Source organism: Billgrantia bachuensis, assembly GCF_011742165.1.
Taxonomy (GTDB): Bacteria; Pseudomonadota; Gammaproteobacteria; order Pseudomonadales; family Halomonadaceae; genus Halomonas; species Halomonas bachuensis.
In genome coordinates this window covers 33,683-58,892 of record NZ_JAAQTO010000024.1, presented here as the reverse complement: position 1 = coordinate 58,892, position 25,210 = coordinate 33,683, and the positions used below count along the sequence as shown (strand labels likewise).

25 protein-coding genes and 1 tRNA gene are annotated in these 25,210 nt (G+C 65.0%); 3 read left to right on the top strand and 23 right to left on the bottom strand.

The window, feature by feature from the left end; translation table 11 throughout:
- Window positions 1-32 precede the first annotated feature (32 nt).
- The gene (locus HBJ55_RS10150) at window positions 33-833 is read right to left on the bottom strand and encodes a M48 family metallopeptidase (RefSeq protein WP_167113799.1); all 801 of its coding nucleotides are present in this window, start codon (window positions 831-833) and stop codon (window positions 33-35) included.
- A 120-nt stretch (window positions 834-953) separates the two neighbouring features.
- On the opposite strand from HBJ55_RS10150, the gene HBJ55_RS10145 reads away from it, so the two are divergent.
- Window positions 954-1,820 (top strand): ATP-binding protein, encoded by an 867-nt coding sequence (locus HBJ55_RS10145; RefSeq protein WP_167113796.1) that lies wholly within the window; start codon window positions 954-956, stop codon window positions 1,818-1,820.
- Between the two features lie 15 nt (window positions 1,821-1,835).
- Here the strand turns inward: HBJ55_RS10145 and HBJ55_RS10140 are convergent, their stop codons facing one another.
- The 15 genes from HBJ55_RS10140 to trmJ form a co-directional block, all read right to left on the bottom strand.
- Window positions 1,836-2,471, bottom strand: coding sequence for a hypothetical protein (locus HBJ55_RS10140; RefSeq protein ID WP_167113793.1), 636 nt, complete (start codon window positions 2,469-2,471; stop codon window positions 1,836-1,838).
- Between the two features lie 105 nt (window positions 2,472-2,576).
- Complete coding sequence (gene der / locus HBJ55_RS10135; RefSeq protein WP_167113790.1) at window positions 2,577-3,980, bottom strand: ribosome biogenesis GTPase Der; 1,404 nt, start codon at window positions 3,978-3,980, stop codon at window positions 2,577-2,579.
- Window positions 3,977-5,161 carry an outer membrane protein assembly factor BamB gene (gene bamB / locus HBJ55_RS10130; RefSeq protein ID WP_167113787.1) on the bottom strand — a complete coding sequence of 395 codons (1,185 nt, stop codon included), beginning with the start codon at window positions 5,159-5,161 and terminating at the stop codon, window positions 3,977-3,979. The genes der and bamB overlap by 4 nt, the downstream gene beginning before the upstream one ends.
- The gene (locus HBJ55_RS10125; protein WP_167113784.1) at window positions 5,158-5,802 is read right to left on the bottom strand and encodes a tetratricopeptide repeat protein; all 645 of its coding nucleotides are present in this window, start codon (window positions 5,800-5,802) and stop codon (window positions 5,158-5,160) included. Before HBJ55_RS10125 ends, bamB begins: the two co-directional genes overlap by 4 nt.
- A 35-nt stretch (window positions 5,803-5,837) precedes the next feature.
- Window positions 5,838-7,163, bottom strand: coding sequence for a histidine--tRNA ligase (gene hisS / locus HBJ55_RS10120; protein ID WP_277345635.1), 1,326 nt, complete (start codon window positions 7,161-7,163; stop codon window positions 5,838-5,840).
- Window positions 7,164-7,191: 28 nt separating this feature from the next.
- Window positions 7,192-8,307 (bottom strand): flavodoxin-dependent (E)-4-hydroxy-3-methylbut-2-enyl-diphosphate synthase, encoded by a 1,116-nt coding sequence (ispG, locus tag HBJ55_RS10115; RefSeq protein WP_167113746.1) that lies wholly within the window; start codon window positions 8,305-8,307, stop codon window positions 7,192-7,194.
- A gap of 5 nt (window positions 8,308-8,312) precedes the next feature.
- Window positions 8,313-9,332 (bottom strand): RodZ domain-containing protein, encoded by a 1,020-nt coding sequence (locus HBJ55_RS10110; RefSeq protein ID WP_167113743.1) that lies wholly within the window; start codon window positions 9,330-9,332, stop codon window positions 8,313-8,315.
- A gap of 31 nt (window positions 9,333-9,363) precedes the next feature.
- Window positions 9,364-10,092, bottom strand: a complete 729-nt coding sequence (gene pilW / locus HBJ55_RS10105; protein WP_167113740.1) for a type IV pilus biogenesis/stability protein PilW — start codon at window positions 10,090-10,092, stop codon at window positions 9,364-9,366.
- Between the two features lie 134 nt (window positions 10,093-10,226).
- Complete coding sequence (gene rlmN / locus HBJ55_RS10100; protein WP_167113737.1) at window positions 10,227-11,351, bottom strand: dual-specificity RNA methyltransferase RlmN; 1,125 nt, start codon at window positions 11,349-11,351, stop codon at window positions 10,227-10,229.
- Window positions 11,352-11,425: 74 nt separating this feature from the next.
- Window positions 11,426-11,851 carry a nucleoside-diphosphate kinase gene (ndk, locus tag HBJ55_RS10095; RefSeq protein WP_167113734.1) on the bottom strand — a complete coding sequence of 142 codons (426 nt, stop codon included), beginning with the start codon at window positions 11,849-11,851 and terminating at the stop codon, window positions 11,426-11,428.
- 366 nt (window positions 11,852-12,217) lie between these two features.
- On the bottom strand, window positions 12,218-12,544 hold the full coding sequence (locus HBJ55_RS10090; protein ID WP_167113730.1) for a HesB/IscA family protein: 327 nt from the start codon (window positions 12,542-12,544) through the stop codon (window positions 12,218-12,220).
- Window positions 12,545-12,580: 36 nt separating this feature from the next.
- Window positions 12,581-13,729, bottom strand: a complete 1,149-nt coding sequence (locus HBJ55_RS10085; RefSeq protein WP_167113727.1) for an aminotransferase class V-fold PLP-dependent enzyme — start codon at window positions 13,727-13,729, stop codon at window positions 12,581-12,583.
- Between the two features lie 40 nt (window positions 13,730-13,769).
- Window positions 13,770-14,240, bottom strand: a complete 471-nt coding sequence (gene iscR, locus HBJ55_RS10080) for a Fe-S cluster assembly transcriptional regulator IscR (protein WP_167113724.1) — start codon at window positions 14,238-14,240, stop codon at window positions 13,770-13,772.
- A 129-nt stretch (window positions 14,241-14,369) separates the two neighbouring features.
- Window positions 14,370-15,236 (bottom strand): serine O-acetyltransferase, encoded by an 867-nt coding sequence (gene cysE, locus HBJ55_RS10075; RefSeq protein WP_167113721.1) that lies wholly within the window; start codon window positions 15,234-15,236, stop codon window positions 14,370-14,372.
- A gap of 173 nt (window positions 15,237-15,409) precedes the next feature.
- Complete coding sequence (gene trmJ, locus HBJ55_RS10070; protein WP_167113717.1) at window positions 15,410-16,165, bottom strand: tRNA (cytosine(32)/uridine(32)-2'-O)-methyltransferase TrmJ; 756 nt, start codon at window positions 16,163-16,165, stop codon at window positions 15,410-15,412.
- 207 nt (window positions 16,166-16,372) lie between these two features.
- Here trmJ and HBJ55_RS10065 point away from each other — a divergent pair, with 207 nt between their 5' ends.
- Window positions 16,373-17,167: an inositol monophosphatase family protein gene (locus tag HBJ55_RS10065; RefSeq protein ID WP_167113714.1), complete on the top strand. Its 795-nt coding sequence runs from the start codon at window positions 16,373-16,375 to the stop codon at window positions 17,165-17,167.
- 113 nt (window positions 17,168-17,280) lie between these two features.
- Here HBJ55_RS10065 and secF read toward each other — a convergent pair whose 3' ends face one another.
- The 5 genes from secF to queA all read right to left on the bottom strand — a co-directional run bounded on the left by secF (window position 17,281) and on the right by queA (window position 22,902).
- Complete coding sequence (gene secF, locus HBJ55_RS10060; protein ID WP_167113711.1) at window positions 17,281-18,207, bottom strand: protein translocase subunit SecF; 927 nt, start codon at window positions 18,205-18,207, stop codon at window positions 17,281-17,283.
- A gap of 22 nt (window positions 18,208-18,229) precedes the next feature.
- A complete protein-coding gene (gene secD, locus HBJ55_RS10055; RefSeq protein WP_167113708.1) occupies window positions 18,230-20,080 on the bottom strand; it encodes a protein translocase subunit SecD in 1,851 nt (616 codons plus the stop codon).
- Window positions 20,081-20,232: 152 nt separating this feature from the next.
- Window positions 20,233-20,562: a preprotein translocase subunit YajC gene (gene yajC, locus HBJ55_RS10050; protein ID WP_167113705.1), complete on the bottom strand. Its 330-nt coding sequence runs from the start codon at window positions 20,560-20,562 to the stop codon at window positions 20,233-20,235.
- Window positions 20,563-20,657: 95 nt separating this feature from the next.
- Entirely contained in the window at window positions 20,658-21,776 is a 1,119-nt protein-coding gene (gene tgt / locus HBJ55_RS10045) for a tRNA guanosine(34) transglycosylase Tgt (RefSeq protein ID WP_206022482.1), read from the bottom strand.
- An 85-nt stretch (window positions 21,777-21,861) separates the two neighbouring features.
- Window positions 21,862-22,902: a tRNA preQ1(34) S-adenosylmethionine ribosyltransferase-isomerase QueA gene (gene queA / locus HBJ55_RS10040; RefSeq protein ID WP_167113700.1), complete on the bottom strand. Its 1,041-nt coding sequence runs from the start codon at window positions 22,900-22,902 to the stop codon at window positions 21,862-21,864.
- 138 nt (window positions 22,903-23,040) lie between these two features.
- Between queA and HBJ55_RS10035 the strand changes: the two genes are divergently transcribed.
- Window positions 23,041-23,127, top strand: a tRNA-Leu gene (locus HBJ55_RS10035).
- A 450-nt stretch (window positions 23,128-23,577) separates the two neighbouring features.
- Here HBJ55_RS10035 and HBJ55_RS10030 read toward each other — a convergent pair.
- Together HBJ55_RS10030 and HBJ55_RS10025 are read right to left on the bottom strand one after the other, a co-directional pair.
- The gene (locus HBJ55_RS10030; protein WP_167113695.1) at window positions 23,578-23,820 is read right to left on the bottom strand and encodes a hypothetical protein; all 243 of its coding nucleotides are present in this window, start codon (window positions 23,818-23,820) and stop codon (window positions 23,578-23,580) included.
- Between the two features lie 709 nt (window positions 23,821-24,529).
- Entirely contained in the window at window positions 24,530-25,156 is a 627-nt protein-coding gene (locus HBJ55_RS10025) for a recombinase family protein (protein WP_167113692.1), read from the bottom strand.
- Window positions 25,157-25,210: the final 54 nt, after the last annotated feature.

Sequence of the window (25,210 nt, the reverse complement as noted above, 5' to 3'; positions counted from 1 at the left end):
CTTTCCAAAGTGAGACGGGGCTCAGCGTTTCCCTAAGGGCGCGGGCAGTTCGGCTGCCGCCCAGCCTGACGGGCCTGCTCGTAACGCGCCAGGGCATTGTCCATCTCGGCCTGCAGTCCCTGCATGCGCTGGCCATGGCTGGGGTGGGTGGACATCCACTCCGGCGGGTTGGCGCCGCCCTGGGCGCTCATGTTCTCCCACAGCGCGACGCTGGCCCGCGGATCGAAGCCGGCATCGGCCATCAAGCGCAGGCCGATCACGTCGGCCTCGCTCTCGTGGCGGCGCGAGAAGGGCAGCAGGATGCCGTACTGGGCGCCGAGACCCAGCGCCCCCATCAACTGCTCGCCGCCCGGGCCCTCGAGACCGGCCGCCGATGACAGCACCGACAGCGCGAGCTGGGTCGAGGTTTGGGTCGAAACGCGCTCGTTGGCATGGCGCGCCAGCACGTGGCCGATCTCGTGGCCGATCACGGAGGCGAGCTGGTCCTGGTTCTCGGCGATGTCGAGCAGGCCGGTATTGACGCCCATGTAGCCGCCGGGCAGGGCGAAGGCGTTGGCTTGTTCCGCTTCAAACACGCGGATCTGCCAGTCCTGGTTGCGCTCCTGCTCCGGCAGTACGGCGACGATGGCTTCGGCCACACACTGGGCGTAGCGCTGCTGAGCCTGGCCGGCCGGGGGGAGGTCCTGCTGGTACTGCGCGAAGGCCTCCTGGCCCATCTGGTTGAGCTGCGCATCAGACATCAGCGTAAGTTGCTGGCGTCCGGTCGGTGAAGTGGTACAGGCGGTAATGGTCAGGGCCAGGGTGGCCACGGCAGCACAGCGAATCCAGCGCATGTTCGATACCTCGTTCGTTCAGATCCCTTGAGACCCTGGACGGGGGTGACGGTTCGCCACAAGATACCCCGAACCGCCACAAGGTCAACCGTGAACCGTGAAACTTCCAAGGAGATGCCGATGGATGCCGAGCTGAGCCGACGCCTGAACCGCCTGCTGGATCACGTGGAGCACTGGCTGCCTCCGGCGCCGCAGGAGGTCGACTGGGAACGCGACGTGGCCGCGCTGTGGCAGCGCCATGTGCTGGGTGGCCAGCTGCTGCCGGTACCGCCGCGCGATGCTCTGTCGCTCGACGACCTGCTGGGCATCGAGCGTCAGAAGTTGGCGCTGGTCGACAATACCCGTGCTTTCCTGCAGGGGCTACCGGCCAATCACGCCCTGCTGTGGGGCTCCCGCGGCAGCGGCAAGTCGTCGCTGATCCGCGCCCTGCTCAACAGCCTGGCGGAGGAGGGGCTGCGCCTGGTGCAGGTCGACCGCCACGACCTGGCCGGGCTGCCGATGCTGGTCGAGCAGTTGCGGCGTCAGCCGCATCGCTTCGTGGTCTACTGCGACGACCTCTCCTTCGAGGGCCACGACGACGCCTACAAGGCGCTCAAGAGCGTGCTCGACGGGGCGCTGACCGGCCCACCGGAGAACGTGCTGCTGTATGCCACTTCGAATCGCCGCCATCTGCTGCCGGAGTCGTTGTCGGACAACGCCGATACCCGGCTGGTGGGGGAGGAGCTACACCATGGCGATGCGGTGGAGGAGAAGATCTCGCTCTCCGACCGCTTCGGCCTGTGGCTGGGCTTCTATCCCTTCAACCAGGACATCTATCTTGAGGCCTGCTGCCATTGGGTCACGCAGCTCGGCAGCGAACGGGACTGGAACGCCGAGGCTCGCGCCGAGGCGATTCGCTACGCCACCCTGCGCGGTGGCCGCAGCGGACGAGGCGCCTGGCAGTTCGCCAGCCAATGGGTCGGCCAGCGGCGGCTGCACGAGACCTAGCGCAAGCCGCTAGGGTCAACGCTGCGGGGTTAGTTCGCCGTCCTGCCCCACGGCGAAGCGCAGGGTCGGCGTCCACAGCCCTGCCGGCAGCGTCACGCCCAGGCCGCGCAGGCTGCCCGGAGTGATGGCCAGCTCGCTGCCTGCGGGCAGTTCGCCCTGGCTGGCCAACTGGGTGGCGAGTTCCACCATGGGCGCCAGGCGCCGAGTGTCGGTGGCCAGCACATCGAAGGCCACCGGCAGGCGCAGTTTGGTGTCATCGGTGGAGGTCAGCGTCACGTCCTGCTGGTAGTTGCCGCTGACCGGCTCGGCGCCGGGCACGTCCAGGGTCCAGCGAAAACCGGACATCTCCACCGCCGGCATGCCGACGGGCAGCGACAGCCCCATGGCCACGGTGGCCTGTACCGGCAGGCTGCCCATGCCGAGGCTCGAAGCCACCAGCGAGGCGATGTCGCTGGTATCGAGGCCGGCCTGGATCGAGTAGGGGCCGATGCGGACATCCTCGATACCGAGCGAGGTCACCGCCAGGCGGAAGGCGAACAGCCCGGTCTGGGGCAGAGCCAGGCAGCCGGTGAGCAGCATGGCCAGACTCAGCGGGACAAGCAGGCGCCAGCGGCGGCGCGATACAACGAACGGTACGCAACTCAGGAACATCGACTCCTCCTGATGGACGAAGCGGGTCAGTAAACAGGGTTGATGTCAGGGACGGCTGCCGGGCGGCAGCGCCCAGCCTTGACGGCCGGGCGCCTTGGACAAGGGTCAGCGGCGTTTGTTGCGGGCGGCGCGGGTGCGCCCCAGTTCGCGCTGCTTGGCTTTCTCCCGATCGCTGGCGCCGGCCAGCGGATCGAACGGGTTGCTGCCGGAGCGGAACTCGAAGCGGATCGGCGTGCCGCGCACCTTGAGTACCTTGCGGAAGGTATTGGTCAGGAAGCGCTTGTAGGCCTCGGGCAAGGCCTCCGTCTGGTTGCCGTGCACCACGATGATCGGCGGATTGCTACCGCCCTGATGGGCCATGCGCAGCTTGATCCGGCGGCCATGCACCAACGGCGGCGGATGCTGGCTGACGGCATCCTGCAGCAAAGTGGTGAGGCGGTTGGTCGACCAGTGGCTGTTGGCCGAGGCGAAGGCGCGCTCGATGGAGGGGTAGAGATCGCCCACGGCGGTGCCGTGCAGCGCCGAGATGAAGTGCAGCTCGGCGTAGTCGGCAAAGCCCAGGCGGCGCTTGATCTCGGCGCGCATCTTCTCCTTGGCGTCCTGCTCCAGGCCGTCCCACTTGTTCACCGCCAGCACCAGGGCCCGGCCGGTGGTCAGCACGTAATCGAGCAGGTGCAGGTCCTGCTCGACCAGCCCCGAGCGCGCATCGAGCACCATGACCGCGACATGGCACTCCTTGATCGCTTCCAGCGTCTTGATGATCGAAAACTTCTCGGCGATCTCGCTGACGTTCTTGCGTCGCCGCACGCCGGCGGTGTCGATCAGCACGTAGGGCTTGCCGCGCCGCTCGAAGGGTATCTCGATGGCGTCGCGGGTGGTGCCGGCTTCGTCGAAGACCACCACCCGCTCCTCACCGAGCAGGCGATTGACCAGCGTCGACTTGCCCACGTTGGGGCGGCCGATGACGCCGATGCGGATGCCCTTGGTGCCGGTATCCGCCGGGATGCTCAGGTCGCGTTCGGGGAAGGGCTCGAGCACTTCCTCGATCAGCGCAGTGACGTTGCGTCCATGGGCGGCGGCGATGGGCCGGGGGTCGCCCAGCCCCAGTTTCCAGAAGTCGGCCATGGCCGAGTGCTCTTCCAGGCCATCGGTCTTGTTGACCACCAGCCAGGTCTTCTTCTGGTTGACCCGCAGGTGGTTGGCGATGGCCTCGTCGGCCACCTGCAGGCCGGCCCTGGCGTCGACCATGAACAGCACGATGTCGGCCTCGTCGATGGCCGCCAGCGACTGCTCGGCCATGGCGGCATCGATACCCTCCTCGTCGCCGCTGATGCCGCCGGTGTCGATCACCGTGTAGGCTTTGTCGCCGAGCATGCCGTTACCGTACTTGCGGTCGCGGGTGAGCCCGGGGAAGTCCGCCACCAGAGCGTCGCGCGAGCGGGTCAGACGGTTGAAGAGGGTCGACTTGCCCACGTTGGGGCGGCCGACCAGGGCAATCACGGGTGTCATCGATTGATTTCCAGGGCCTCGAGACGGCCGTCGTTGGCCAGCACGTAGATGCGGCGGGAATCGGTGATCGGGCGAAGGCTGATACCGGAACCGTCGACTTTCTTCCGCGCGGTGAAGCTGCCGTCCTGTATGTCGAGCAGGTGCAGATAGCCCTCGAAATCGCCCACTACGACGTTGCCGTCGGCGAAGGCGGGCGAGGTCAGCCAGCGACCCTCGAGATCGCGATTGCGCCACAGCTCCTCGCCGCTGCGCGCATCGAAGGCGATCACATGGCTGGCTTCGTTGACGGTGAACAGGCGGTCGCCCACCAGCACCGGGGTCTGGAAGCTGGAGTGTTCGCGCTCCCACAGGACTTCGCCACTGGGCGCTTCCAGGGCTACCAGGCGGCCGTTGTAGCTGGTCACGAACAGCCGGCCGTCAGGCGTCAGCACCGGCTGGCCACCCAGGTCGACCATGCGATCGATCTCGCTGCGCCCGCGAGGCACGGCGATGCGCCGCTCCCACAGCGGTTGACCGCTGCGGTTGTCCAGCGTGACCAGGCGACCGTTGGCGAAACCGGCGAAGGTCACCGGATCGATCACCGTGGGCGTGCCGGTGCCGCGCAGGGTGAGGGCGGGTTCGGTGGTGGTATGCACCCAGCGCTCACGGCCGGTGAGCCGGTCCAGCGCCGTGACGGTGCCGTCGACGCTCTGCACGATGAGCAGTTCGTTGTTGGGCTGCGGCGGAGCGAGTACCTCGCTGGAGACACGTGCGCGCCAGCTCACATCGCCACTGGATTGGCTCAGCGCCAGTACCTCGCCGTTGCGAGTGCCGAGATAGACCTGTCCGGCCACGGCGGTCAGGCCGCTGGAAACGCCGACCTCGAGGTCGGTCTGCCAGCGGCGCTCACCGCTCTGGGCATCCATGGCCATGACCCGACCGCGTTCGTCGGCGCTATAGATCACGCCATTGTCGAGCGACGGCGCGATGGGGTAGGTGGCCCGGCCGAGCCCCTTGCCGACCTGCTCGCGCCAATCGGTGTCGAGCTCGGCGCTGGCCTCGAAGCGCTGCAGCTCCTTGGGGCTGTAGCGCGGCTCGGCCTTGTTGGCACAGCCGGCCAGCAGCCCTAGGGCGAGGGTGGCCGCCAGGACCAGTGATGACTTGCGAACCAGGAATGACTGGCGAGTGAATGTCGTCTTCATAGCATGGCCTCTTCGGCACCCAGGTCGTCGAGCTTCAGCTGGACGCCATAGATCGGCTGGTTTCGTTGTTCGGCGACCGCCAGGGCTTCCTGCCAGGCCTGGCGGGCTTCGTCGTCACGGCCAAGCGCATGCAGGGCATCGCCACGCACGTCTGCCTGCTGCGCGGTCAGGGCGGCCGGGACGTCACGTGCCAGGGTATCGAGCGCGGCTTCGGCGTCATCGGTAGCGACCTGTAGCCGAGCCAGTCGTAGCCTTGCCAGCCCCTGGATATACTCGCGCTTGCTGGAGGCGATCACGCCATCGAGAATATCCCGTGCCTTGTCCAGCTCGCCCTCGTCCACGGCGAGGCGGGCGTCGATCAGGCGCGCCAGGTCGGCATACAGCGTGCCTCCGTGGTCACCGGTAATCTCGTCGATGAGGCTGCGGGCCTCATCGGTCTCTTCGCTGCCGGCCAGGTTGACCACCTGTTGGTAGCGCATCGAGGCCGCTTGCGCCTGGTTGTCTTGATAGCTCTGCCAGGCATTCCAGCCCACCACGCCGGCGATCGCGATTGCTACGCCGGCGATCAGCGAGGTGCCGTTTTCCTTCCACCAGCGCTTGATGGCTTCAAGCTGCTCTTCTTCGGTTCTCAGCTCCGCCACGGGCGGTCTCCTTTACACAGCAAAATACGGTTCGGTCAGGCGTGCTCGCCGCTCACCAGCGTGGCGAGGGTCTCGGCCAGGGCGTCCTGGTCCAGGCTCAGTTGCTCGCGCTCCTCGCGCAGGAATTTCAGCGTGGCGCGGCCTTGGGCCAGTTCGTCCTCGCCCAGCAGCAGAGCCAGCCGGGCACCGCTGCGGTCGGCCTTCTTGATACGGCTCTTGAAGCTGCCGCCGCCACAGTGCAACTGCACGCGCAGCTCGGGCAGTTCGCTGCGGAGCCGCTCGGCAAGCAGCATGGCCCGGGCGGTGGCGTCATCGTCCATGGGCAGCACGTAGAGGTCCAATTCGCCCAAGGCGGCCTCGGGTACCAGCTCCAGGGTTTCGAGCAGCAGGATCAGACGCTCGATACCCATGGCGAAGCCCACCGCCGGGATCGGCTTGCCGCCGAGTTGCTCGACCAGGCCGTCGTAGCGGCCGCCGGCGCACACCGTACCCTGGCTGCCCAGTGCCGTGGTGGTCCACTCGAATACGGTGCGGCAGTAGTAGTCGAGGCCGCGTACCAGACGCGGATTGATCACGTAGTCGATGCCGGCGGCCTCGAGCAGGGCGGTGAGACCTTCGAAGTGCTCGCGCGAGGCAGCGTCGAGATGGTCCATCAGCCTGGGCGCATCGGCCAGCATCGGCGCCATGTCCGGATTCTTGGAGTCGAGGATGCGCAGCGGGTTGCTGGACAGGCGGCGCAGGGAGTCCTCATCGAGCTGGTCGCGATGTTGCTCGAAGTAGGCCACCAGCTTGTCGCGATAGGCGGCACGAGCCTCGTTGGAACCCAGCGAGTTGAGTTCGAGGGTGACGTGATCGTATAAGCCGAGTTCCTGCCACAGGCGGGCGGTAAGCAGGATCACCTCGGCATCGATGTCCGGTCCCTCCAGGCCGAAGGCCTCCAGGCCGACCTGATGGAACTGCCGGTAACGGCCTTTCTGTGGGCGCTCGTGACGGAACATCGGGCCCTGGTACCACAGCCGCTGGGTCTGGTTATGCAGCAGGCCGTGCTCCATGGCGGCGCGAACGCAGCTCGCCGTACCCTCGGGACGCAGGGTCAGGCTGTCACCATTGCGGTCCTCGAAGGTATACATCTCCTTCTCGACGATGTCGGTGACCTCGCCGATGGAGCGCGCGAACAGGGCCGTCTGCTCGACGATGGGCGTTCGAATCTCGGCGTAGCCATAGCGCTGCATCAGCGCCTGGACGGTGCCTTCGAAGTACTGCCAAAGGGCGGACTGGTCCGGCAGCAGATCGTTCATGCCACGAATGGCCTGGATCTTCTTCTGGCTGGACGCGCTCGTACTCGATTGGGACTTGCTCAACGGTGGCTCCTTGATGGTCGAAGGCCGCTCAGGCCTCGCGGGCGATCACGTTCTGTTCGGCCTGTTCCTTTTCGCGCACCTTCTCGCGGATCAAGGCTTCGAGATCGTCGACCAGATGTTCATTGCGCAGCTTGGACGCGGGCTTGCCGTCGACGTAGACGAGATTGGCTGGGCTGCCGCCGGTAAGGCCGATGTCGCTCTCCTTGGCCTCGCCGGGGCCGTTGACGATACAGCCGATCACCGAGACGTCGAGAGGCGTCATGACGTCCTCGAGGCGCTCCTCGAGGGCGTTCATGGTGCCGATTACATCGAAGTTCTGGCGTGAGCAGCTGGGGCAAGCGATGAAGTTGATTCCCTTGCTGCGCAGGCGCAGGCTCTTGAGCATGTCGTAACCGACCTTGATCTCCTCCACCGGGTCGGCGGCAAGCGAGACGCGAATGGTGTCGCCGATGCCGTCCATCAACAGCATGCCCAGGCCGATGGAGGATTTCACGGTGCCCGAGCGCAGCCCGCCGGCCTCGGTGATGCCGAGGTGCAGCGGCTGCTCGATCAGCTTGGCCAACTGACGGTAGGCGGCCACGGCCATGAACACGTCGCTGGCCTTGACGCTGACCTTGTACTCCTGAAAATCGAGGCGGTCGAGGTGGTCGATATGGCGCATGGCCGATTCCACCAGCGCTTCCGGCGTGGGTTCGCCGTACTTGCGCTGCAGCTCCTTCTCCAGCGACCCGGCATTGACCCCGATGCGGATCGGGATGCCATTGTCGCGGGCGGCGCCGACCACGGCGCGTACGCGCTCCTCCTTGCCGATGTTGCCTGGGTTGATGCGCAGGCAGTCGACACCGAGCTCGGCGACGCGCAGGGCAATCTTGTGATCGAAATGGATGTCGGCCACCAGCGGCACGTTGACCCGCTGCTTGATGCGGCCGAAGGCCTCGGCGGCGTCCATGGTGGGTACCGAGACGCGCACGATATCGGCGCCGGCGGCCTCCAGGCGCTCGATCTGAGCGACGGTGGCGGCTACGTCCAAGGTGTCGGTGTTGGTCATGCTCTGCACCGAGATCGGGGCATCGCCGCCGACCGGCACCTTGCCGACGTGGATCTGGCGCGACTTGCGGCGAACGATGGGCGATGGGGAATGCATAGGCATCACTCTCCCAGGGTGAATCGGGCGACATTGTTGGCCCCGGCGCGGGCGCCCAGGTCGACACGCTCCCCGGCCCAGCTCAACTCGACGCCGGTTGCGTTGCCGATGGTCATGCGAAACGGGGGCTCTCCTTCGACGGTGGCCGTGGTGCCGGGTTCCTGAAGACCGACGAAAACGCGACGACCGTTGGCGTCGAAGATCTCGGTCCAGGACTGTTCGTTGAAGGTCAACTGCAGCACAGTTCTGTCGCCGGGGGAGGACGGCGTCTCGGCAGGCTCGGGCTCCTCCTCGGCGACGAGGTCCTGTGCCGGAGCTGCCTCGGCGACGGTCTCGTCGGTGGCGGGATCTTCGTTGGCGGCGGGAGCTTCGTCGGCGGCGGTGGCTTCGTCCGCGTCGGGCTGCGCCACCAGCGACTGGGCGCCGGTGGGGTCGACTTCACCGGGCGGCGTCACGGTTTCCTCAGCGAGGGGGTCGATGCCTTCCTCGGGCAGCGGCGGCAGGGCCTCTTCGACCTCGGGCTGCGGTTCCTCCTCGATGGTGGTGGTGCCGTCCAGCGTTTCGACCGAGACCGGGCCGCTGGTATCGACGGCGGGCGGCTCGTTGCCGTCGCGGCTTTGCCACCACACCAGGGTCAGGCCAATCAGGCCGGCAATGACCAGCAGGGTCACCAGCTTGAACAGCCAGGCGCCGATGCGTGACGGTGGCTTCGTGACCTGAACCGGGGCGACGCGCTGCTCGCTCTCCTGGCTGCCGAAGCGGTCCGCATAGGCCTGCAGCACGGGCCTGTCGTCCATGCCCAGCAGCCGGGCGTAGGCGCGCAGGTAGCCGCGGCGATAGGTGGCGACCGGCACCTGGTCGTAGCTGTCCTCCTCCATGCCGGTGACGACGGCAGGGCGCAGGTTCAATGCCGTGGCAACTTCCTCGCGGGACAGACCCTGGTTCTCACGCTCACGGCGAAGCAACTCTCCGGGGGAGGCCGGGGACGTGAAGCCGACGGCATCGATATCTTGGTTGTCGCTCATGGCTGAGCATCCTTCGTCTTGGAGTCGTTGATCAAGGTGCGTCACGCTGGGTATCGGTGCCGGGGGTGACGGTCATGTTCTGTGCGTTGGCGGCATTGATCTGCTGCGCCAGTGTCCGGGCATCCGGCGTCATGCCGGCAAGCCCTACGAAAATTTCCAGCTGCTGCTGGGCGCGGTCGGGGTTGCCCTGGGCCAGTTCCAGCGCAGCCAGAGTGAAATAGCTTCTCGGGTTGCGCGGGTCGAGGCTTCGGGCGCGCTCCAGGCTATGTCTCGCCTCCCCTATCTCACCGATATCCCACTGGCATTGTCCCAGGTTGGCGAACAACTGGGCCCGGTTGGCATAGCGGGTATCACGTGAAGCCAGCTCGAGTTGCTCGCAGGCGCGCCGAACCTGGCCGTGCTCATAGAGAAAAGCGGCGTAATTGTTGCGCGCGCGGCTGTTGCCCGGGTCGGCAGCGAGAGCCCGCTGGAACATCTCGTCGGCCTGCTCTCGCTCGCCCTGGCGCTGGTAGACGATGGCCATGGCCTGCAGCGCCTCGGGGTCGTCGGGGTCGCGCTCGAGGGCTCGATTGAGTGCCGCCATGGCGCGCGGCAGGTTGCCTCGCTCAAGGTACGCCATGCCCAGTTCGGTAAAAGCCTCGGTCGGGCCAGTCTCGGCCTCCTGCTCGGCCAGGCTGGCGCAGCCGGAGAGCCACAACGAAACGACCACCATCGCTACCAGCAGCATGCGTCGGCTTGGCAGATAGGGGGAACGCGTCATGGCATCCTCATGGTCGGGCCTGTCGGGCTGTCGATGTCTAGCATGCCTGGCGCCCGAATGGCGCTGGCCAGGATGAAAAAAAGCCTGTCCATCAAAGCGCCGTGACGTGTTGAAGTCAAGGCAGCCATCCCGCTTCAGTCGGCGTCGATCTGGATCGAGCGGATATAGCGCTCGTGGCGGCGTGTACGATCCTTGACGCGTCCTACCAGTTGGCCGCAGGCGGCATCGATGTCGTCGCCGCGGGTACTGCGGATCGGCGCCGTGTAGCCCAGCTCATAGAGCCACTGTTGGAAGCGCATCACCTGGTTGCGCGACGGCTTCTCGTAACCCGAATGGGGGAACGGGTTGAACGGGATCAGGTTGATCTTGCACGGTAACTCGTGCAACAGCTCGGCCAGCTGCGTAGCGTGCTCCTGCTGATCGTTGACGTCCTTGATCACCGTGTACTCGATGGTGACCATGCGCGTGTCGTCGCATTTGGCCAGGTAGCGGTGACAAGCGTCCAGCAGGGTGCGGATGTTGTACTTGCGGTTGAGCGGCACCAGCTCGCTGCGCAGCTCGTCGGTGGCGGCATGCAGCGAAATGGCCAGGCTCACGTCGAGCTCGTCGCCGAGCTTGTCGAGCATCGGTACCACCCCGGAGGTGGACAGGGTGACACGCCGCTTGGAGAGTCCGTAGCCGTTATCGTCGAGCATCAGCTTCATCGCCGGCACGACGTTGTCGTAGTTCATCAACGGTTCACCCATGCCCATCATCACGACATTGGTGACCGGACGATTGGCGGTATCCTTGCGCGGGCCCACGCTACGCTGGGCGACCCACACCTGGCCGATGATCTCGGCGGCGGTGAGGTTACGCTGAAAGCCCTGCTTGCCGGTAGAGCAGAAGCTGCAATCGAGCGAACAACCCACCTGGGACGACACGCACAGGGTGCGGCGCTTGCCGTTGTCGGCAGGGATCAGCACCGTTTCCACGTAGCTGCCATCCTCCACTTCCAGTACCCATTTGCGGGTGCCGTCGCTGGAGGTACCTTCGTAGACTACGCCGGGCCCGCGAATCTCGGCCACCTCGGCGAGCCGCTGACGCAGCGCCTTGGAGAGATTGGTCATGGACTCGAAGTCGTCGCAGCCCTCGTGATGGATCCACTTCATCACCTGGGCGGCCCGGAACTTCTTCTCGCCGATGGAGAGGAAGAAGGCTTCCATCTCCTCGCGAGTCATGCCGAGCAGGTTGGTACGTTGGGCGGTGGTAGCGGTCATGGCATCACGTAGGTCGGGGCGGGACGAGAGCGAGGGCTGGAGCGCCCCCGCGGATTGCACGATCGGCCGAAGCCTCAGCGTGAATGAATCTCGTCGGCATTGAAGAAATAGGCCACTTCACGCTCGGCGGAAGCCGGCGAGTCGGAGCCGTGCACGGCGTTGGCGTCGATGGTCTCGGCGAAGTCGGCGCGAATGGTACCCGGAGCGGCTTCCTTGGGGTTGGTGGCACCCATCAGGTCGCGGTTCTTGGCAATGGCGTCATCGCCTTCCAGCACCTGGACGACCACCGGGCCGGAGGTCATGAAGCCCACCAGATCCTTGAAGAAGGGACGTTCCTTGTGCTCGGCGTAGAAACCGCCGGCCTGCTCTTCGGAGAGATGCAGCATCTTGGCGGCGACGACCTTGAGGCCGGCCTTTTCAAAGCGGGAGATGATCTCGCCGATGGCATTCTTGGCGACGGCGTCGGGCTTGATGATGGAAAGGGTGCGTTCGGTTGCCATGATGGGCCTGTCTCCACTGAGGTTCGAATGGGGATAGCGCCGCGCCGTACCAACCCGGATGGGGCGGCATGGCGCGGCGCTACGGATTCTGGATGCGTTCGTCTCCGCGTGCCGAGAGTGCTGCACGTGGCGAGTCAGCGCGAGAAAACTTTGGGCGCAGAGTATACCGCTGCCAGCGGGCGTTGAACAATCGCCACTCCTGCGGAAAGAAACGCTGCACAAGTCGGCGAGCTGAGTGAAGCGTAAGGCGCACGCAGCGCAGACACCGGAGCCTATGCGGTACTAGGTGAGGATGTCGACCGGGCTGGCGCACCAGCAGCGCGCAACGCAGCGATTTGCCCGCGCAGACACTTGTGCAGTGTTTCTTCAGACGGTGAAGCTCTCGCCGCACCCACACTGATCCTTGACGTTGGGGTTGTTGAAACGGAAGAAGCGATTGAGCCCCTCCGAGACATAGTCGACTTCGCTGCCGTCGAGCATCTCCAGCGCCTCGGGAGCGACGAAGACGGTGACGCCGTGCTCTTCGAATACCGCGTCGTCATTGGCGGCCTCGTCGGCGAAATCGAGCACGTAGCTATAGCCGGAACAGCCGCTGGGCTTGACCGAGACACGCAAGCCCAGGCCCTGTCCGCGCTCTTCGAGCACCCGCTGGATCTGTTCGGCGGCGTTGGTGGTGATCGATAGGTGCGCCATGTTCATTCTCCTGCAGCGAAAATGGGTGGGCGACGACTAGCGTCGCAGGCCCGGAAGGGCATGGCGAAGGGCCTCGAGAGCCGCGTCGATATCGGCCTCAGTGGTGAAGCGACCGAAGCTGAAACGCAGCGAAGCCAGGGCCAGCGATCGGGGCACGCCGATACCCTTCAGTACATAGGATGGCTCGACGCTGGCAGAATTGCATGCCGACCCGGTCGACAGGGCAATGCTGCGCAGCGCCATCAGCAGCGACTCCCCGTCGACCCCCTCGAAGGCCAGGTTGAGAATATTGGGTACCGCCACTTCGAGCACGGTGTTGCAATGAATGCCGTCCAGGTCGGACAGCCCATCGAGTAGGCGGTTCCGTAGTGCCAGGATGCGCGCCTGGTCGGCCTCGCCCTCGGCGACGGCCAGGCTGAAGGCTTCGCCCATGCCGGCGATCTGATGGGTGGCCAGGGTGCCGGAGCGCATGCCGCGCTCGTGGCCGCCGCCGTGGATCAATGGCTCGATGCGCAGGTCCGGGCTGCGCCGCACATAGAGCGCGCCGATGCCCTTGGGGCCATAGGCCTTGTGGCCCGAGAGTGACAGCAGGTCGATGCCAAGGCGGCTCACGTCGAGATCGAGGCGGCCCACGCCCTGGGCGGCGTCGACATGGAAGGCGGCGCCCCCGGCATGGACCACCTCGGCGAGGGCTGCCAGGTCATGGATGCTGCCCAGCTCGTTGTTCACGGCCATCAGCGACACCAGAATGGTGTCGGGGCGCATGGCCTCGGACAGCTGTTCGGGCGTGACACGGCCGTCTCGCCCCGGCGTCAGCCAAGTGACGTCGAAGCCCTCGTTCTCCAGTGCGGTGGCGGTATCCACCACCGCCTTGTGCTCGATGACCGAGGTCACCAAATGGCGGCCGCGCTCACGATTGGCACGCATGAAGCCGATCAGTGCCAGGTTGTCGGCCTCGGTGGCGCCGCTGGTCCAGACGATCTCGCGCGGGTCGGCCGCGATCAGGTCGGCGACTTGGCGACGCGCGCTCTCCACTGCCTGTTCCGCCTGCCAGCCGAGCATGTGGCTGCGCGAGGCGGGGTTGGCGAAAGTGCCGTCGAGAGTGAGATAGCGCTGCATCACCTCGGCGACACGGGGGTCGACCGGAGTGGTGGCGGCGTAGTCGAGATAGACGAGGGCGCTCATGGTCTCGCGGAAATCTCCAGTCTGTTCCTCGGCCGGGCGATCAGGGCGAGGAGGTCAGGATGGTGTTGTCGTCGTGACGACTGCGCTGGCGGGCAGCAATGCGGCGCACGTCGCCGTGCTCGACCAATTGGCCGAGCGTGATGCCGTCGAGGAAGCCACGGATCTGCTCGGAGAGGTCGCACCACAGGTGGTGGGTCAGGCAGGTATCGCCCTGCTGGCAATCCGACAGGCCCTGGCAGCGCGTGGCGTCGACCGATTCATCGACGGCGTCGATGACCCGCGATACCGATATCTCGGCCGCAGGTATCGCCAGCAGGTAGCCGCCCCCGGGGCCGCGTACGCTGTTGACCAGTCCGGCGCGACGCAGGCGGGCGAAGAGCTGCTCCAGATAGGGCAGGGAGATTTCCTGGCGGCGCGAGATGTCGGCCAGGCAAATGGGTCCCTTGTCTGCGTTCAGGGCCAGGTCGAGCATGGCGGTGACGGCGTAGCGTCCCTTGGTAGTCAAACGCATAGCGGGCTCTTCAGGCGCATCGGAAAGCGTACCTCGGCCCGTGGACTGGACCGTAAGGTCAGCGAGCGCTCGCCGCTGGCGGCGAGCCGTGAATCAATACGCCATTATGGTAAAGCCTGAGTGCGAAGGTCAACCATTCCCCCGCGAGGGGTCCTGTCCGCCTTGATCTACGTCATGTCCGTCGCCGGAATCGACGGTGGGGCCGCAGCAGGAATCGACATCGGAGAGGATATCGGCGAAGTCCTCGTCGCGCAGCGCCGGCAGCTTGCCCTCGCGATAGCTGGCGTCGAGCTTGCGCAGGGTGCCGCACATGCGCTCGACGCGTTCGTCCACGGCATGCATGTGATCGAGCATGGCCTGGATCGAGCGTGCCACTGGGTCGGGCATGTCCTCGCTCACGCCGTAGGCATCGAAGCCGAACTTGCGCCGCATCGCCTCGCGGCGCGCGGGGTCGACCTCCAGCGCCTCGGCAATATCCGGCTCGGTACGCTTGACGATCTTGCCGGGGATGCCGACTACCGTGGCACCGGCAGGCACTTCCTTGGTCACCACCGCATTGGAGCCGACCTTGGCCCCGGCGCCGACGATGAAGGGGCCGAGAATCTTGGCGCCGGCGCCGACGATGACGCCGTCCCCCAGGGTCGGGTGACGCTTGCCCTTGTGCCAGCTGGTGCCGCCCAGTGTCACGCCCTGGTAGAGGGTGACGTCGTCGCCCACCTCGGCGGTTTCGCCGATCACCACGCCCATGCCGTGGTCGATGAAGAAGCGCCGGCCGATTTTCGCTCCGGGATGGATCTCGATGCCGGTGAGCCAGCGCGAGAAGGTCGACAGGGTGCGCGCCAGCCACTTGAGCCGCTTCCGCCACAGCCAATGGGCGAGGCGGTGGAGCAGCAGTGCGTGCAGGCCTGGATAGTTAGTGAGTACTTCCAGGAAGTTGCGCGCCGCCGGGTCACGGGCGAATACGCTATTGATGTCCTCGCGCAGTCGTTGAAACATGCAGCGGTCCTTGGTGGCGGTGAGGCGGCCTGGGCAGCGAAAAAGCGGTATGTAACAGTCCCATCATATGGGGGCGCAGCGGGTCGCGTTCAAGACACCTGCCGCGCGAAGCCCGAAAGTGCTGTGTCTGCGCTCGTTTCGTCGACTTTACACGCCTTTGTTGCGGCACTCATTCAGCTTTCGTCGCTCTTTCCCGGGGCGCACTTCTCGGTGGCGGACAGAATGCCGCGCAGGATGTTGAGCTCCATGCGCTCGGGGCGCGCACGCAGGGTGAAGCGCCGCAGCCGAGCCATCAACTGGCGCGGCATGGCCGGGTCATGGAAGCCGATGGCGATCAGGGTGCGCTCGAGATGAGAGAAGTAGTTCTCGAGCTCCGCGTGGCTTGCCAGCGGCTGGTGCGTCTCCTCTTCCTGCTCGCCCGCACCGCCGTCGGCTGCGAGCCAAGCCAGGCGACACTCGTAAGCCAGCACCTGTACCGCGGCGGCCAGGTTGAGCGAGCTGAAGTCCGGGTTGGTGGGGATGTGCACGTGGGCATGGCAGCGCTGCAGTTCGGCGTTGGAAAGTCCGCTGTCCTCGCGGCCGAACACCAGCGCCACCCGCGCCTCGGGCGCGCTAAGCTCTTGCGGCAGACGCTCGCCCAGCACGCGCGGCGTGATCATCGGCCACGGCAGGGTGCGTGAACGGGCACTGGCGCCCACGGCCAGGGTGCAGTCGGCGACGGCTTCTTCGAGTGTCTCGACACGGCGCGCGGCGTGAACGATATGATCGGCCCCCGAGGCTCGCGAGATGCTCTCGCTGGTCAGCGGCTCGCAGCGCGGTGCGACCAGGGCCAGGTCGGCGAGCCCCATGTTGTGCATGGCGCGGGCAACGGCGCCGATGTTGCCGGGATGGCTGGTGCCGATCAGCACGATGCGAATACGGTCGAGCATGCGGGACTGCCTCTGCCGTTGACGTGGTAAGCACGGTTAACCCAGGGAAGGGGGCAAGTCTACCATGCTCGCCAAGGGCAATGGCGGATGTGGAACGATTCTGCTAGGATGCGCGCCACGCGTTCGACCGCGTACGCCGCGTCCGACTCGACCTACGCGTTCGAACTAGCCTGTTCTTTAACATCACCGACGCTCCAAGGCCCGATCATGCATCCGATGGTCCAATTCGTCCTGCGCGCCACGCGCAGCGCCGCCGAACAGTTCCTGCGCATTCGTGAGCGCATCGAGAACGCTCATGAGGAACACAACCTCGAGCGCCTGCTCGAGGACACCGCACGCAATGCCGAAACGTTGATCGTGCGCCAGCTCAACCGCGGTTATCCCCAGCACGGGGTCAGCGGCCGCTTCACGCCGCATCGCGCCGGTGAAGGTGAAGGCCGGGACACCGAATGGCGCATCGAGCCCTTTCACGGCTACTCCAGCCTGGGCGTGGCCGGCAATGGCTTTGCCCTGTCGGTAGTGTGCCTGGTTAAGGGACGCCCGGAGCATGCGGTGGTGATCTGCCCCTTCAGCGACGACGAATACTTGACCAGCCGTGGCCGCGGTGCGCAGCATAACGGCAAGCGTATTCGTGTACCCAAGACCAACGCCATTCTCGGGGCCCGGATGGCCATGAGCCTGCCCGAAAGCTGGCAGCGTTCGCGCCACCTGCCCGCCTACCTGACCCTGACCCAACAGCTTGGCCCTCAAGTCGAGGCCCAAGTGGCCACCGGCAGCGGTCTGCTGGACATGGCCGAACTTGCCGCGGGTCGTGTCGATATCGCCTTTGTGCTGGGACTGGAGGAGCAGGATCGCCTGGTCGGCAGTTTGTTGCTCAAGGAAGCCGGTGCCCTGATGGGCACGCCCGACGGTCAGCCCGGCATAGAGGCTGAAGGCCAAATGATGGCCGCCGGTCCGCGCCTGTACAAGGCCCTGGTGCAGCAGCTCAAACCGCATTTCTAGACTCGCACACCCTCAACGCAAACCGCCCCCGCAGCAGCACTGCGGGGGCGGTTTGCGTTTCAGAGCACCGCTGCGCCCAAGATATCGAGCGCAGCAAGATCATGGTGCCTTTCCTAGGGCAATTGCTCCTCTTCCTCATCCACTTCCTTCTTCGGCGGAATCAGATCCTTGCGCTCCAGGTGCACGGAGAGCAGCAGTGCTGACGCCACGTAGACGGAGGAGAAGGTACCCACCCCGATGCCGACGATAAGGGCGATGGAGAAGCCTTCCAGCATCTCGCCTCCCAGGACCAGCAGCGCCAGCAATACCAGCAAGGTGGTGCCGGACGTCGCCAGCGTGCGCGACAGGGTGAGGTTGATGGCTTCGTTGAAGATCGCCGGCATATCGTCGATTCGCGAGGTACGGATGCTTTCGCGAATGCGATCGTAGACGACGATGGTGTCGTTGAGTGAATAGCCGATTACCGCCAGCAGCGCGGCCAGCACGGTGAGGTCGAACTCCAGCTGGAACAGCGAGAAGACGCCAACCACGACGATCACGTCGTGAATCAGAGCCAACAGGGCGCCGATGGCGAACTTGTACTGGAAGCGGAAGGCGACATAGAGCATCACCACGCCCAGCGCCACCAGCAGGCCCAGGCCACTCTGGTCGCGCAGCTGCTCACCGACCTGGGCGCCGACGAACTCGGCACGCACCAGTTCGACTGTACTGCCTTCGGCGCGTAGCAGGCTGACCACCCGCTCGCCGACGTCGGGATCGAAGGCCTGTTGCAGGCGAATGAGCACTTCGTTGGAGGCGCCGAAGGTCTGCACGGAAACATCGCGGAAGCCAGCGCCTTCCAGAATCTGGCGCACTGCATCCAGCGAGGGGGCTACAGCGTAGCGCACCTCGACCAGCGTGCCGCCGGTGAAATCCAGCCCCAGGTTGAGCTGCTGGAACAGTAGCGAGGCAATCGACATCAGGATCAGCAGGCCGGAGAGCACGAAGGCGATCCGGCGCTTGCCCATGAAGTCGAACTGACGGTTGACGAGGGTCTTCATAACCACCTCAAGTTGGTGAGCCTTAGATCCAGAGCTTCTTGACCGGTTTGCCGCCGTAGGTGAGGTTCACCATCGCGCGGGTCACCATCAGTGCGGTGAACAACGAGGTGAGGATCCCCAGCGACAGGGTCACGGCGAAGCCCTTGACCGGGCCGGTGCCGATCGAGAACAGGATGACCGCCACCAGCAGGGTGGTGATATTGGCATCGACGATGGAGCTGAAGGCGCGCTCGTAGCCGGCATGGATCGCCTGCTGAATCGACAGGCCTCCGCGCAACTCCTCGCGTATTCGCTCGAAGATCAGCACGTTGGCGTCCACTGCCATGCCCAGCGTCAGCACGATGCCGGCGATGCCGGGCAGCGTCAGGGTGGCGCCGAGCAGCGACATCGCCGCCACCAGCAGGGTCAGGTTCAGGGCCAGCGCCAGGTTGGCGAAGATACCGAACACCTTGTAGCGGATCAGCATGAACAGCACCACGAGCAGCAGGCCGACCTGTACCGACAGGATGCCGCGCTCGATGTTCTCGGCCCCAAGGCTCGGGCCGATGGTGCGCTCCTGGACGAAGTAGATCGGCGCTGCCAGCGAGCCGGAACGCAGCAGCAAGGCCAGTTCCGACGCCTCGGTGGGCGAGTCGAGCCCGGTGATGCGGAAGCTGTTGCCCAGCGCGCTCTGGATGGTGGCCAGACTGATCAGGCCGCGCTCGGTGTAGGGCTCGCGAACCGTAACCTCCTCGCCATCTTCCATCACTACCCGGTCGCGAGACTTGTGCTCGATGAACAGCACCGCCATGTTGCGCCCGATGTTGGTACGCGTCGCGCGGTTCATCAGCGTGCCGCCGGTGCCGTCCAGGTTGATATTGACCTGAGGCCGGCCGTTCTCGTCGAAGCTGTGGTTGGCGCTGGAGACGCTGTCGCCGGTGATGATCACGTCGCGCATCAGGTCGGCGGTGCGACTGGGATTGTTGCGGAAAGCGAAGGTCTCGGTCTCGGCGTCCGGCGTGTCCGGGCGCGCCTCGAGGCGGAACTCCAGGTTGGCGGTGGCCCCCACCACGCGCTTGGCGGCCACGGTGTCCTGCACCCCGGGCAGCTCGACCACGATGCGATCCGGGCCCTGGCGTTGCACCAATGGCTCCGCCACGCCCAGTTCGTCCACGCGATTGCGCAGGGTAGTGAGGTTCTGGTTGATGGCGTAGTCCTGGATCTCGGCCACTGCCTGTTCGGTCAGCGTCATCATCAGCAGCGAGGCACGACCCTCCTGCTCGCTGGCGTAGTCGAAATCGCGGAACTCGCGGCTGATCAGCCGGCGTGCACTATCGCGATCCTCTTCGCTGGCGAAGGTGATGGTCAGGGTACGTCCGTCGATATCGGTGCCACGATAGCGGATACGCTCGCTGCGCAACTGCTCGCGCATGGCGCTGGCGTTGACCTCCAGGCGCTGGGTCACCGCCGCGTCCATGTCGACCTCGAGCAGGAAATGCACCCCGCCGCGCAGATCCAGGCCCAGGGTCATCGGCGAGGCGGCCAGGCCTTGGAGCCAGTCGGGGGTGGATTCGGCGAGGTTGAGCGCGACCACGAAGTCGTCGCCGAGCTGCTCAGCGACCAGGTCGCGGGTGCGCAGCTGTTTGTCGGGGTCATCGAGGCGAATCAGCACGCTGGTCTCGTCGCGCTCGATGGCCTTGATCTCGATACCGGCTTCACGAAGGGACTGCTGGACGCGCTCGAGCTGTGTCTCATCGAGAGTGGAGTCGCCCTGGGCGCTGCTGATCTGAACCGCCGGATCTTCGGGGTAGAGGTTGGGCAGCGAGTAGACCAGGCCGACGAGCAGCACGATGAGTATCAGCAGATACTTCCACAAGGGGTAACGGTTGAGCATGGGAGCCCTGCCTAGGTTGCGTAAATAAGGCTACTGGACGGCAGCGCGGCCGAGCACCCGACCCGTGAGTGAGGAGGGCACCCGGCCGCCATGCGGCCCTCGCCGTCACCCGGCTCGGGGGGAGCCATCGGCAAGGGCAAGGAGCATAGACGTCAGATGGACTTGATGGTGCCCTTGGGCAGCACGTTGGCCACGGCGCTCTTCTGTACATTGACCTCGGTGTTGTCGGCAATCTCCAGGGTGAGGAACTCGTCGCCCACCTTGGTGATGCGGCCCACCAGGCCGCCGCCGATCACCACCTCGTCGCCTTTGGACAGGCCGCCGACCAGCTCGCGGTGCTGCTTGGCACGCTTGGACTGGGGGCGCCACAGCAGGAAGTAGAAGATCAGCACGAAGCCGACCAGCATGACGATCTGGGCGATGCCGCCGCCTGCGGCACCGGCGTCCTGGGCCATGGCCGGGGAGATGAAGAAGTCCAGCATGAGAAGCGTATCTCCTGAGAAGGTAAGTTGGGTCGCGAATGAGTAAGCAACTGATGACGGCCGGTGGCGCCTGGTCTGGCGCCATCGGCCGGCTGTCAATCTGGTGCGTCAGGTACCGGCAGCCCCCGCTGCGCATAGTAGCCTTCCACGAAGTCAGCCAATGTACCCGCTTCGATGGCACCGCGCAAACCGGCCATCAGGCGCTGATAATAGCGCAAGTTGTGGATCGTATTGAGCATCGAGCCGAGCATTTCGCCGCATCGGTCCAGATGGTGAAGGTACCCCCGCGAGAAGTGCCGGCAGGTGTAGCAGTCGCAATCCTCCTCCAGCGGGCGGGTATCGTGGCGGTGCTTGGCGTTACGAATCTTGATCGTGCCTTCGGCGGTGAAGAGATGGCCGTTGCGGGCGTTGCGGGTGGGCATGACGCAGTCGAACATGTCGACGCCACGGCGTACGCCCTCAACCAGATCCTCCGGCTTGCCCACGCCCATCAAGTAGCGTGGGGTCTCCTCGGGCATCCACTGCGGCAAATAGTCGAGCACACGGATCATTTCCTCCTTGGGTTCGCCCACCGAGAGGCCGCCGATGGCCAGGCCGTCGAAGCCGATCTCGAGCAGGCCCGCCAGCGAGCGGCGGCGCAGCTCGGGGTACATACCCCCCTGGATGATGCCGAACAGAGCCGAGGGTGAGTCACCGTGAGCATCGCGGGAGCGCTGCGCCCAGCGCAGCGAGCGCTCCATGGAGAGTTCGGCCTCTTTCTCGGTGGCCGGGTAGGGCGTGCACTCGTCGAAGATCATCACCACGTCGGACCCCAGCGAGCGCTGCACCGCCATCGACTCTTCGGGGCCCATGAATACCTTGGCGCCGTCCACCGGCGAGCGGAAATGCACGCCTTGTTCGGTGATCTTGCGCATCTCGCCCAGCGAGAAGACCTGGAAGCCGCCGGAGTCGGTGAGGATTGGCTTGTGCCACTGGGAGAAGTCGTGAAGGTCGCCGTGGGCCTCGATCACCTCGGTGCCGGGGCGTAGCCACAGGTGGAAGGTGTTGCCGAGAATGATCTCGGCGCCGATCTCCTCCACTGAAGCGGGCGTCATGCCCTTTACCGTGCCGTAGGTACCCACCGGCATGAAGGCCGGGGTCTCCACCGTGCCGCGAGGAAAGGTGAGGCGACCGCGACGGGCCCGACCGTCGCTGGCCAGTCGCTCGAAGGACATGAAGCATTCGTTTCGCATGGATATCTCGTCTTTACTGCAAGGCGTCGGAACGAAGGACGCCTTGCGGGTCAGGAAGTCTTGGGGTTCAGGAACGCTTGCGGGTCAGGAACATCGCGTCGCCATAGCTGAAGAATGCATAGCGCTCTGCTACGGCATCGCGATAGGCCGCCATGGTGGTCTCATACCCGGCGAAGGAGGACACCAGCATCAGCAGGGTCGACTCGGGCAGGTGGAAGTTGGTGATCAACGCATCCACGCAGCGCCACTCGTAGCCGGGATAGATGAAGATGTCCGTCTCGCCGCTGAACGGGGCGATCTCGCCGTTCGTACTCTTCATGCAGGCGCTCTCCAGGCAGCGCACGCTGGTAGTGCCCACCGCGATCACGCGGCGCCCCGCGGCCCGGGCGCTGCGCACCTTGTCGCAAGCCGTCTCGTTCACCTCGATCCATTCGCTGTGCATCTGGTGCTTGCGGATATCGTCGGCGCGCACCGGCTGAAAGGTGCCGGCGCCCACGTGCAGGGTGACGAAGGCGCTTTCGATGCCTTTCGCCGCCAGGCGTTCCAGCAGCGGCTGGTCGAAATGAAGTCCCGCGGTGGGGGCGGCTACGGCGCCGTCGCGACGGGCGTAGACGGTCTGGTAGCGGTCGCGGTCGGCGAGCTCATCGGCGCGGTCGATATAGGGCGGCAGCGGCATGTGGCCGTGGCGTTCCAGCAGCTCGATCAGCGGCGTCTCGCCGAGGAAGCGCAGTTCGAACAGCGCCTCGCGACGACCCTCGACCACGGCGCGTACGTCGCCTTCGAAGATCAGCTCGGTGCCCGGCTTGGGCGACTTGCTGGAACGGAGGTGGGCCAGGCCGCGATGGGCATCAAGCGGGCGCTCCAGCAGCATCTCCACCTTGCCGCCGCTGGCCTTATGGCCGTGGAGGCGTGCCGGGATCACCCGGGTGTCGTTGAACACCAGCAGGTCGCCGGGTTCGAGCAGCTCCACCAGGTCGGTGAAGCGGCGATGGGTGCGCTCGCCGGTCTCGCCGCTCACGCATAGCAGCCGGCAGTCGCTGCGCCGTTCGGACGGATAGCGGGCGATCAGCTCTTCGGGGAGCTCGTAATGGAAGTCGGCGCGCTGCATGCAGGTCGTGTCCGCGATGAGATCGAAACGGGCGGCTGCCGAGCAGCCGCAAACAGCCGGCAAGGATACCGAAAATCGCGCTGCACGTCAGGCCTAGCGATTGACCTGCGGCGCCGGCCACGTATAATGCTCGGCGCTGCCGGCGTGGCGGAATTGGTAGACGCAGCGGATTCAAAATCCGCCGGGTGCAAGCCCTTGTCGGTTCGAGTCCGACCGCCGGTACCACTAATAGCTCTTTGTTTTTATGGGCATTTCCCTTGATGGCCTATCCTCACGACCTCGCTGCGATCCTCGCTCTAGTGACACTTAGCGTGACACTTGTGCCTGATAAGTGTCTTTGCCTGCCTCAAGCCTAGGCGGCATCGTTGCATTGGGATTCTCGCGCCCCTCGCGGCCTTCCCGCCGTTTTCTCAGCATACCCTAAGCCTACGTAGCGGTGCAGGCTTCCTCGCGCTTCCAGGTGCTCCCTAGGGCATATCCCTAATACAAAATATTGTGAGCAGTTCTGTGGGGGTATCTGTCGCGTTCCGCGCCGCCCTCGCCCCCATGGCCCCCTTCGGTTTCCTCAACCTCCGGCGATCCGCTAGGCCGATTTGCCAGCCAGGAGCCCAGCCAATCGCCAAGCATGTCCAGCGCTAGTAGGGTGCACCCGCTGCGCCCGACTGTGCCGGTTAGTTAGAAGAGCATAGAGATGAGCGAGACCACACCCAGAATGCTCATAGCTACCCCGCCTATGATGTTTATCAGCGGTACGCCAGACATGATCAGGGCAGCTATGCCAGCCTGCCACCACACCATATCGAACAGATACATGAAGCCCAGCACCGACAGCGGTAGCTGAAAGAACATGAGCGTGAGGAACATTCCGCCTAGGGACGCTTCGAGGGTTGATTTGAGGGATGACAGGCCGTTTTTCACTTTGGTATCTCCGGTATAAGGCATCAACTTACTTATCGCCCGGAGTCGCTGTTACTTGAGATGGGGGGAGGGAGTGCTGGTGCTTGCCGAGCACCGCCGTGATGCTGTCGCGGCAGCGAGCCAGGCCATTAGGCGAGGTGCGAGGGCAAGGGCGGCTAGCCCACCAATACTACTTATTCCTCACCTTGGCGGGCCTCTGGCCCGCAACCGCCGCAGGCGGGAGTTGACGAGGAATCAATAAGTTATACAAATAGCCCACTATAGGAGAATAGCAGCATAGGAAGTCCAGCAGTCCAGGAAGCTCCGTTAGGAGAGAGTAAAGAAAGAAACGGGTAGCTATCGCGTCCAGGCAGTCCAGGACATCCCAAGCAATCCAGGCAGTCCAGGCAGTCCAGGACATCCCAAGCAATCCAGGCAGTCCAGGCAGTCCAGGACATCCCAAGCAATCCAGGCAGTCCAGGCAGTCCAGGACATCCCAAGCAATCCAAGGCAGCCAGGGGGTTTGCAGGATATAAGGGATACATGCCTTATGCTTCAGGGCTGTCATGCCACCCAGCAGTAGCGTTGATGGAGCTGGGAGAGGCGGGCCGCTTGGGTGGCTGTCATTGAGCCCAAGAGCGTCCCTCAGAGGCTTCAGGCGGCGTGGGGCTACCCAAGGTAGCGCTATGGCGGTGCAGGCCGTAGCGGGGCTTGTGGGGCGGTATCAGATTTACTGAGCTGCCTTGATGGCCCGCTGTACGGTGCTAGGGCTGCAACCCAAGATGTCTGCCGTTTTGCGAACGCTGAGGCCCTGGCCCCGAAGCTCTCTGATGCGCTGGTGCAGCTTCTGGTCTGATGGGCGTCCCTTGTATTGGCCTCGTTCCTTGGCCTGCTGGATACCCTCCGCCTGCCTCCTGCGCCTGTCGTCGTAATCTTTGCGGGCTACTGCGGCCAGCATGTCCATAAGCATCGCGTTTACCGCGTCCAGCATACGGCCTGTGAAATCATCACTGGCGCTGACGGTCATGGCTGCATGGCTGGTGGGCAAGTCTAGGGACACTATGCGTATGCCAGCGGTCTGTATCGCACCCTTGAGGTGTTCCCAATCGCCCTTGTTCAAGCGGGTCAGGCGGTCAACTTGCTCGATCAGCAGCACATCGCCCGGCTCGGCGTCATCAATCAGCCGCATCAGCTCAGAGCGATGTGCTCTAGCCCCGCTGGCGTTCTCCACGTACCACGCTGCCACCTTCCGCCCGCGCTCGTTAGCGAAGCTCGTGAGGGCCGTCTTGGCGCGGTTGGCGTTCTGATCCTCACTGGACGCCCTGAGGTATGCCCTGATGAATGTCTGGTTTGTCATGGCTGCGCTTCCGAATACTGGTGTAACCGTTAGGGTGTGCTCAATATAGCTGTA

Coding starts and splice junctions, on each gene's coding strand:
- HBJ55_RS10150 (WP_167113799.1), bottom strand. CDS start 833: ATGCGCTGGATTCGCTGTGCTGCCGTGGCCACCCTGGCCCTGACCATT.
- HBJ55_RS10145 (WP_167113796.1), top strand. CDS start 954: ATGGATGCCGAGCTGAGCCGACGCCTGAACCGCCTGCTGGATCACGTG.
- HBJ55_RS10140 (WP_167113793.1), bottom strand. CDS start 2,471: ATGTTCCTGAGTTGCGTACCGTTCGTTGTATCGCGCCGCCGCTGGCGC.
- der (WP_167113790.1), bottom strand. CDS start 3,980: ATGACACCCGTGATTGCCCTGGTCGGCCGCCCCAACGTGGGCAAGTCG.
- bamB (WP_167113787.1), bottom strand. CDS start 5,161: ATGAAGACGACATTCACTCGCCAGTCATTCCTGGTTCGCAAGTCATCA.
- ispG (WP_167113746.1), bottom strand. CDS start 8,307: ATGCATTCCCCATCGCCCATCGTTCGCCGCAAGTCGCGCCAGATCCAC.
- HBJ55_RS10110 (WP_167113743.1), bottom strand. CDS start 9,332: ATGAGCGACAACCAAGATATCGATGCCGTCGGCTTCACGTCCCCGGCC.
- pilW (WP_167113740.1), bottom strand. CDS start 10,092: ATGACGCGTTCCCCCTATCTGCCAAGCCGACGCATGCTGCTGGTAGCG.
- rlmN (WP_167113737.1), bottom strand. CDS start 11,351: ATGACCGCTACCACCGCCCAACGTACCAACCTGCTCGGCATGACTCGC.
- ndk (WP_167113734.1), bottom strand. CDS start 11,851: ATGGCAACCGAACGCACCCTTTCCATCATCAAGCCCGACGCCGTCGCC.
- HBJ55_RS10090 (WP_167113730.1), bottom strand. CDS start 12,544: ATGGCGCACCTATCGATCACCACCAACGCCGCCGAACAGATCCAGCGG.
- HBJ55_RS10085 (WP_167113727.1), bottom strand. CDS start 13,729: ATGAGCGCCCTCGTCTATCTCGACTACGCCGCCACCACTCCGGTCGAC.
- iscR (WP_167113724.1), bottom strand. CDS start 14,240: ATGCGTTTGACTACCAAGGGACGCTACGCCGTCACCGCCATGCTCGAC.
- cysE (WP_167113721.1), bottom strand. CDS start 15,236: ATGTTTCAACGACTGCGCGAGGACATCAATAGCGTATTCGCCCGTGAC.
- trmJ (WP_167113717.1), bottom strand. CDS start 16,165: ATGCTCGACCGTATTCGCATCGTGCTGATCGGCACCAGCCATCCCGGC.
- HBJ55_RS10065 (WP_167113714.1), top strand. CDS start 16,373: ATGCATCCGATGGTCCAATTCGTCCTGCGCGCCACGCGCAGCGCCGCC.
- secF (WP_167113711.1), bottom strand. CDS start 18,207: ATGAAGACCCTCGTCAACCGTCAGTTCGACTTCATGGGCAAGCGCCGG.
- secD (WP_167113708.1), bottom strand. CDS start 20,080: ATGCTCAACCGTTACCCCTTGTGGAAGTATCTGCTGATACTCATCGTG.
- yajC (WP_167113705.1), bottom strand. CDS start 20,562: ATGCTGGACTTCTTCATCTCCCCGGCCATGGCCCAGGACGCCGGTGCC.
- tgt (WP_206022482.1), bottom strand. CDS start 21,776: ATGTCCTTCGAGCGACTGGCCAGCGACGGTCGGGCCCGTCGCGGTCGC.
- queA (WP_167113700.1), bottom strand. CDS start 22,902: ATGCAGCGCGCCGACTTCCATTACGAGCTCCCCGAAGAGCTGATCGCC.
- HBJ55_RS10025 (WP_167113692.1), bottom strand. CDS start 25,156: ATGACAAACCAGACATTCATCAGGGCATACCTCAGGGCGTCCAGTGAG.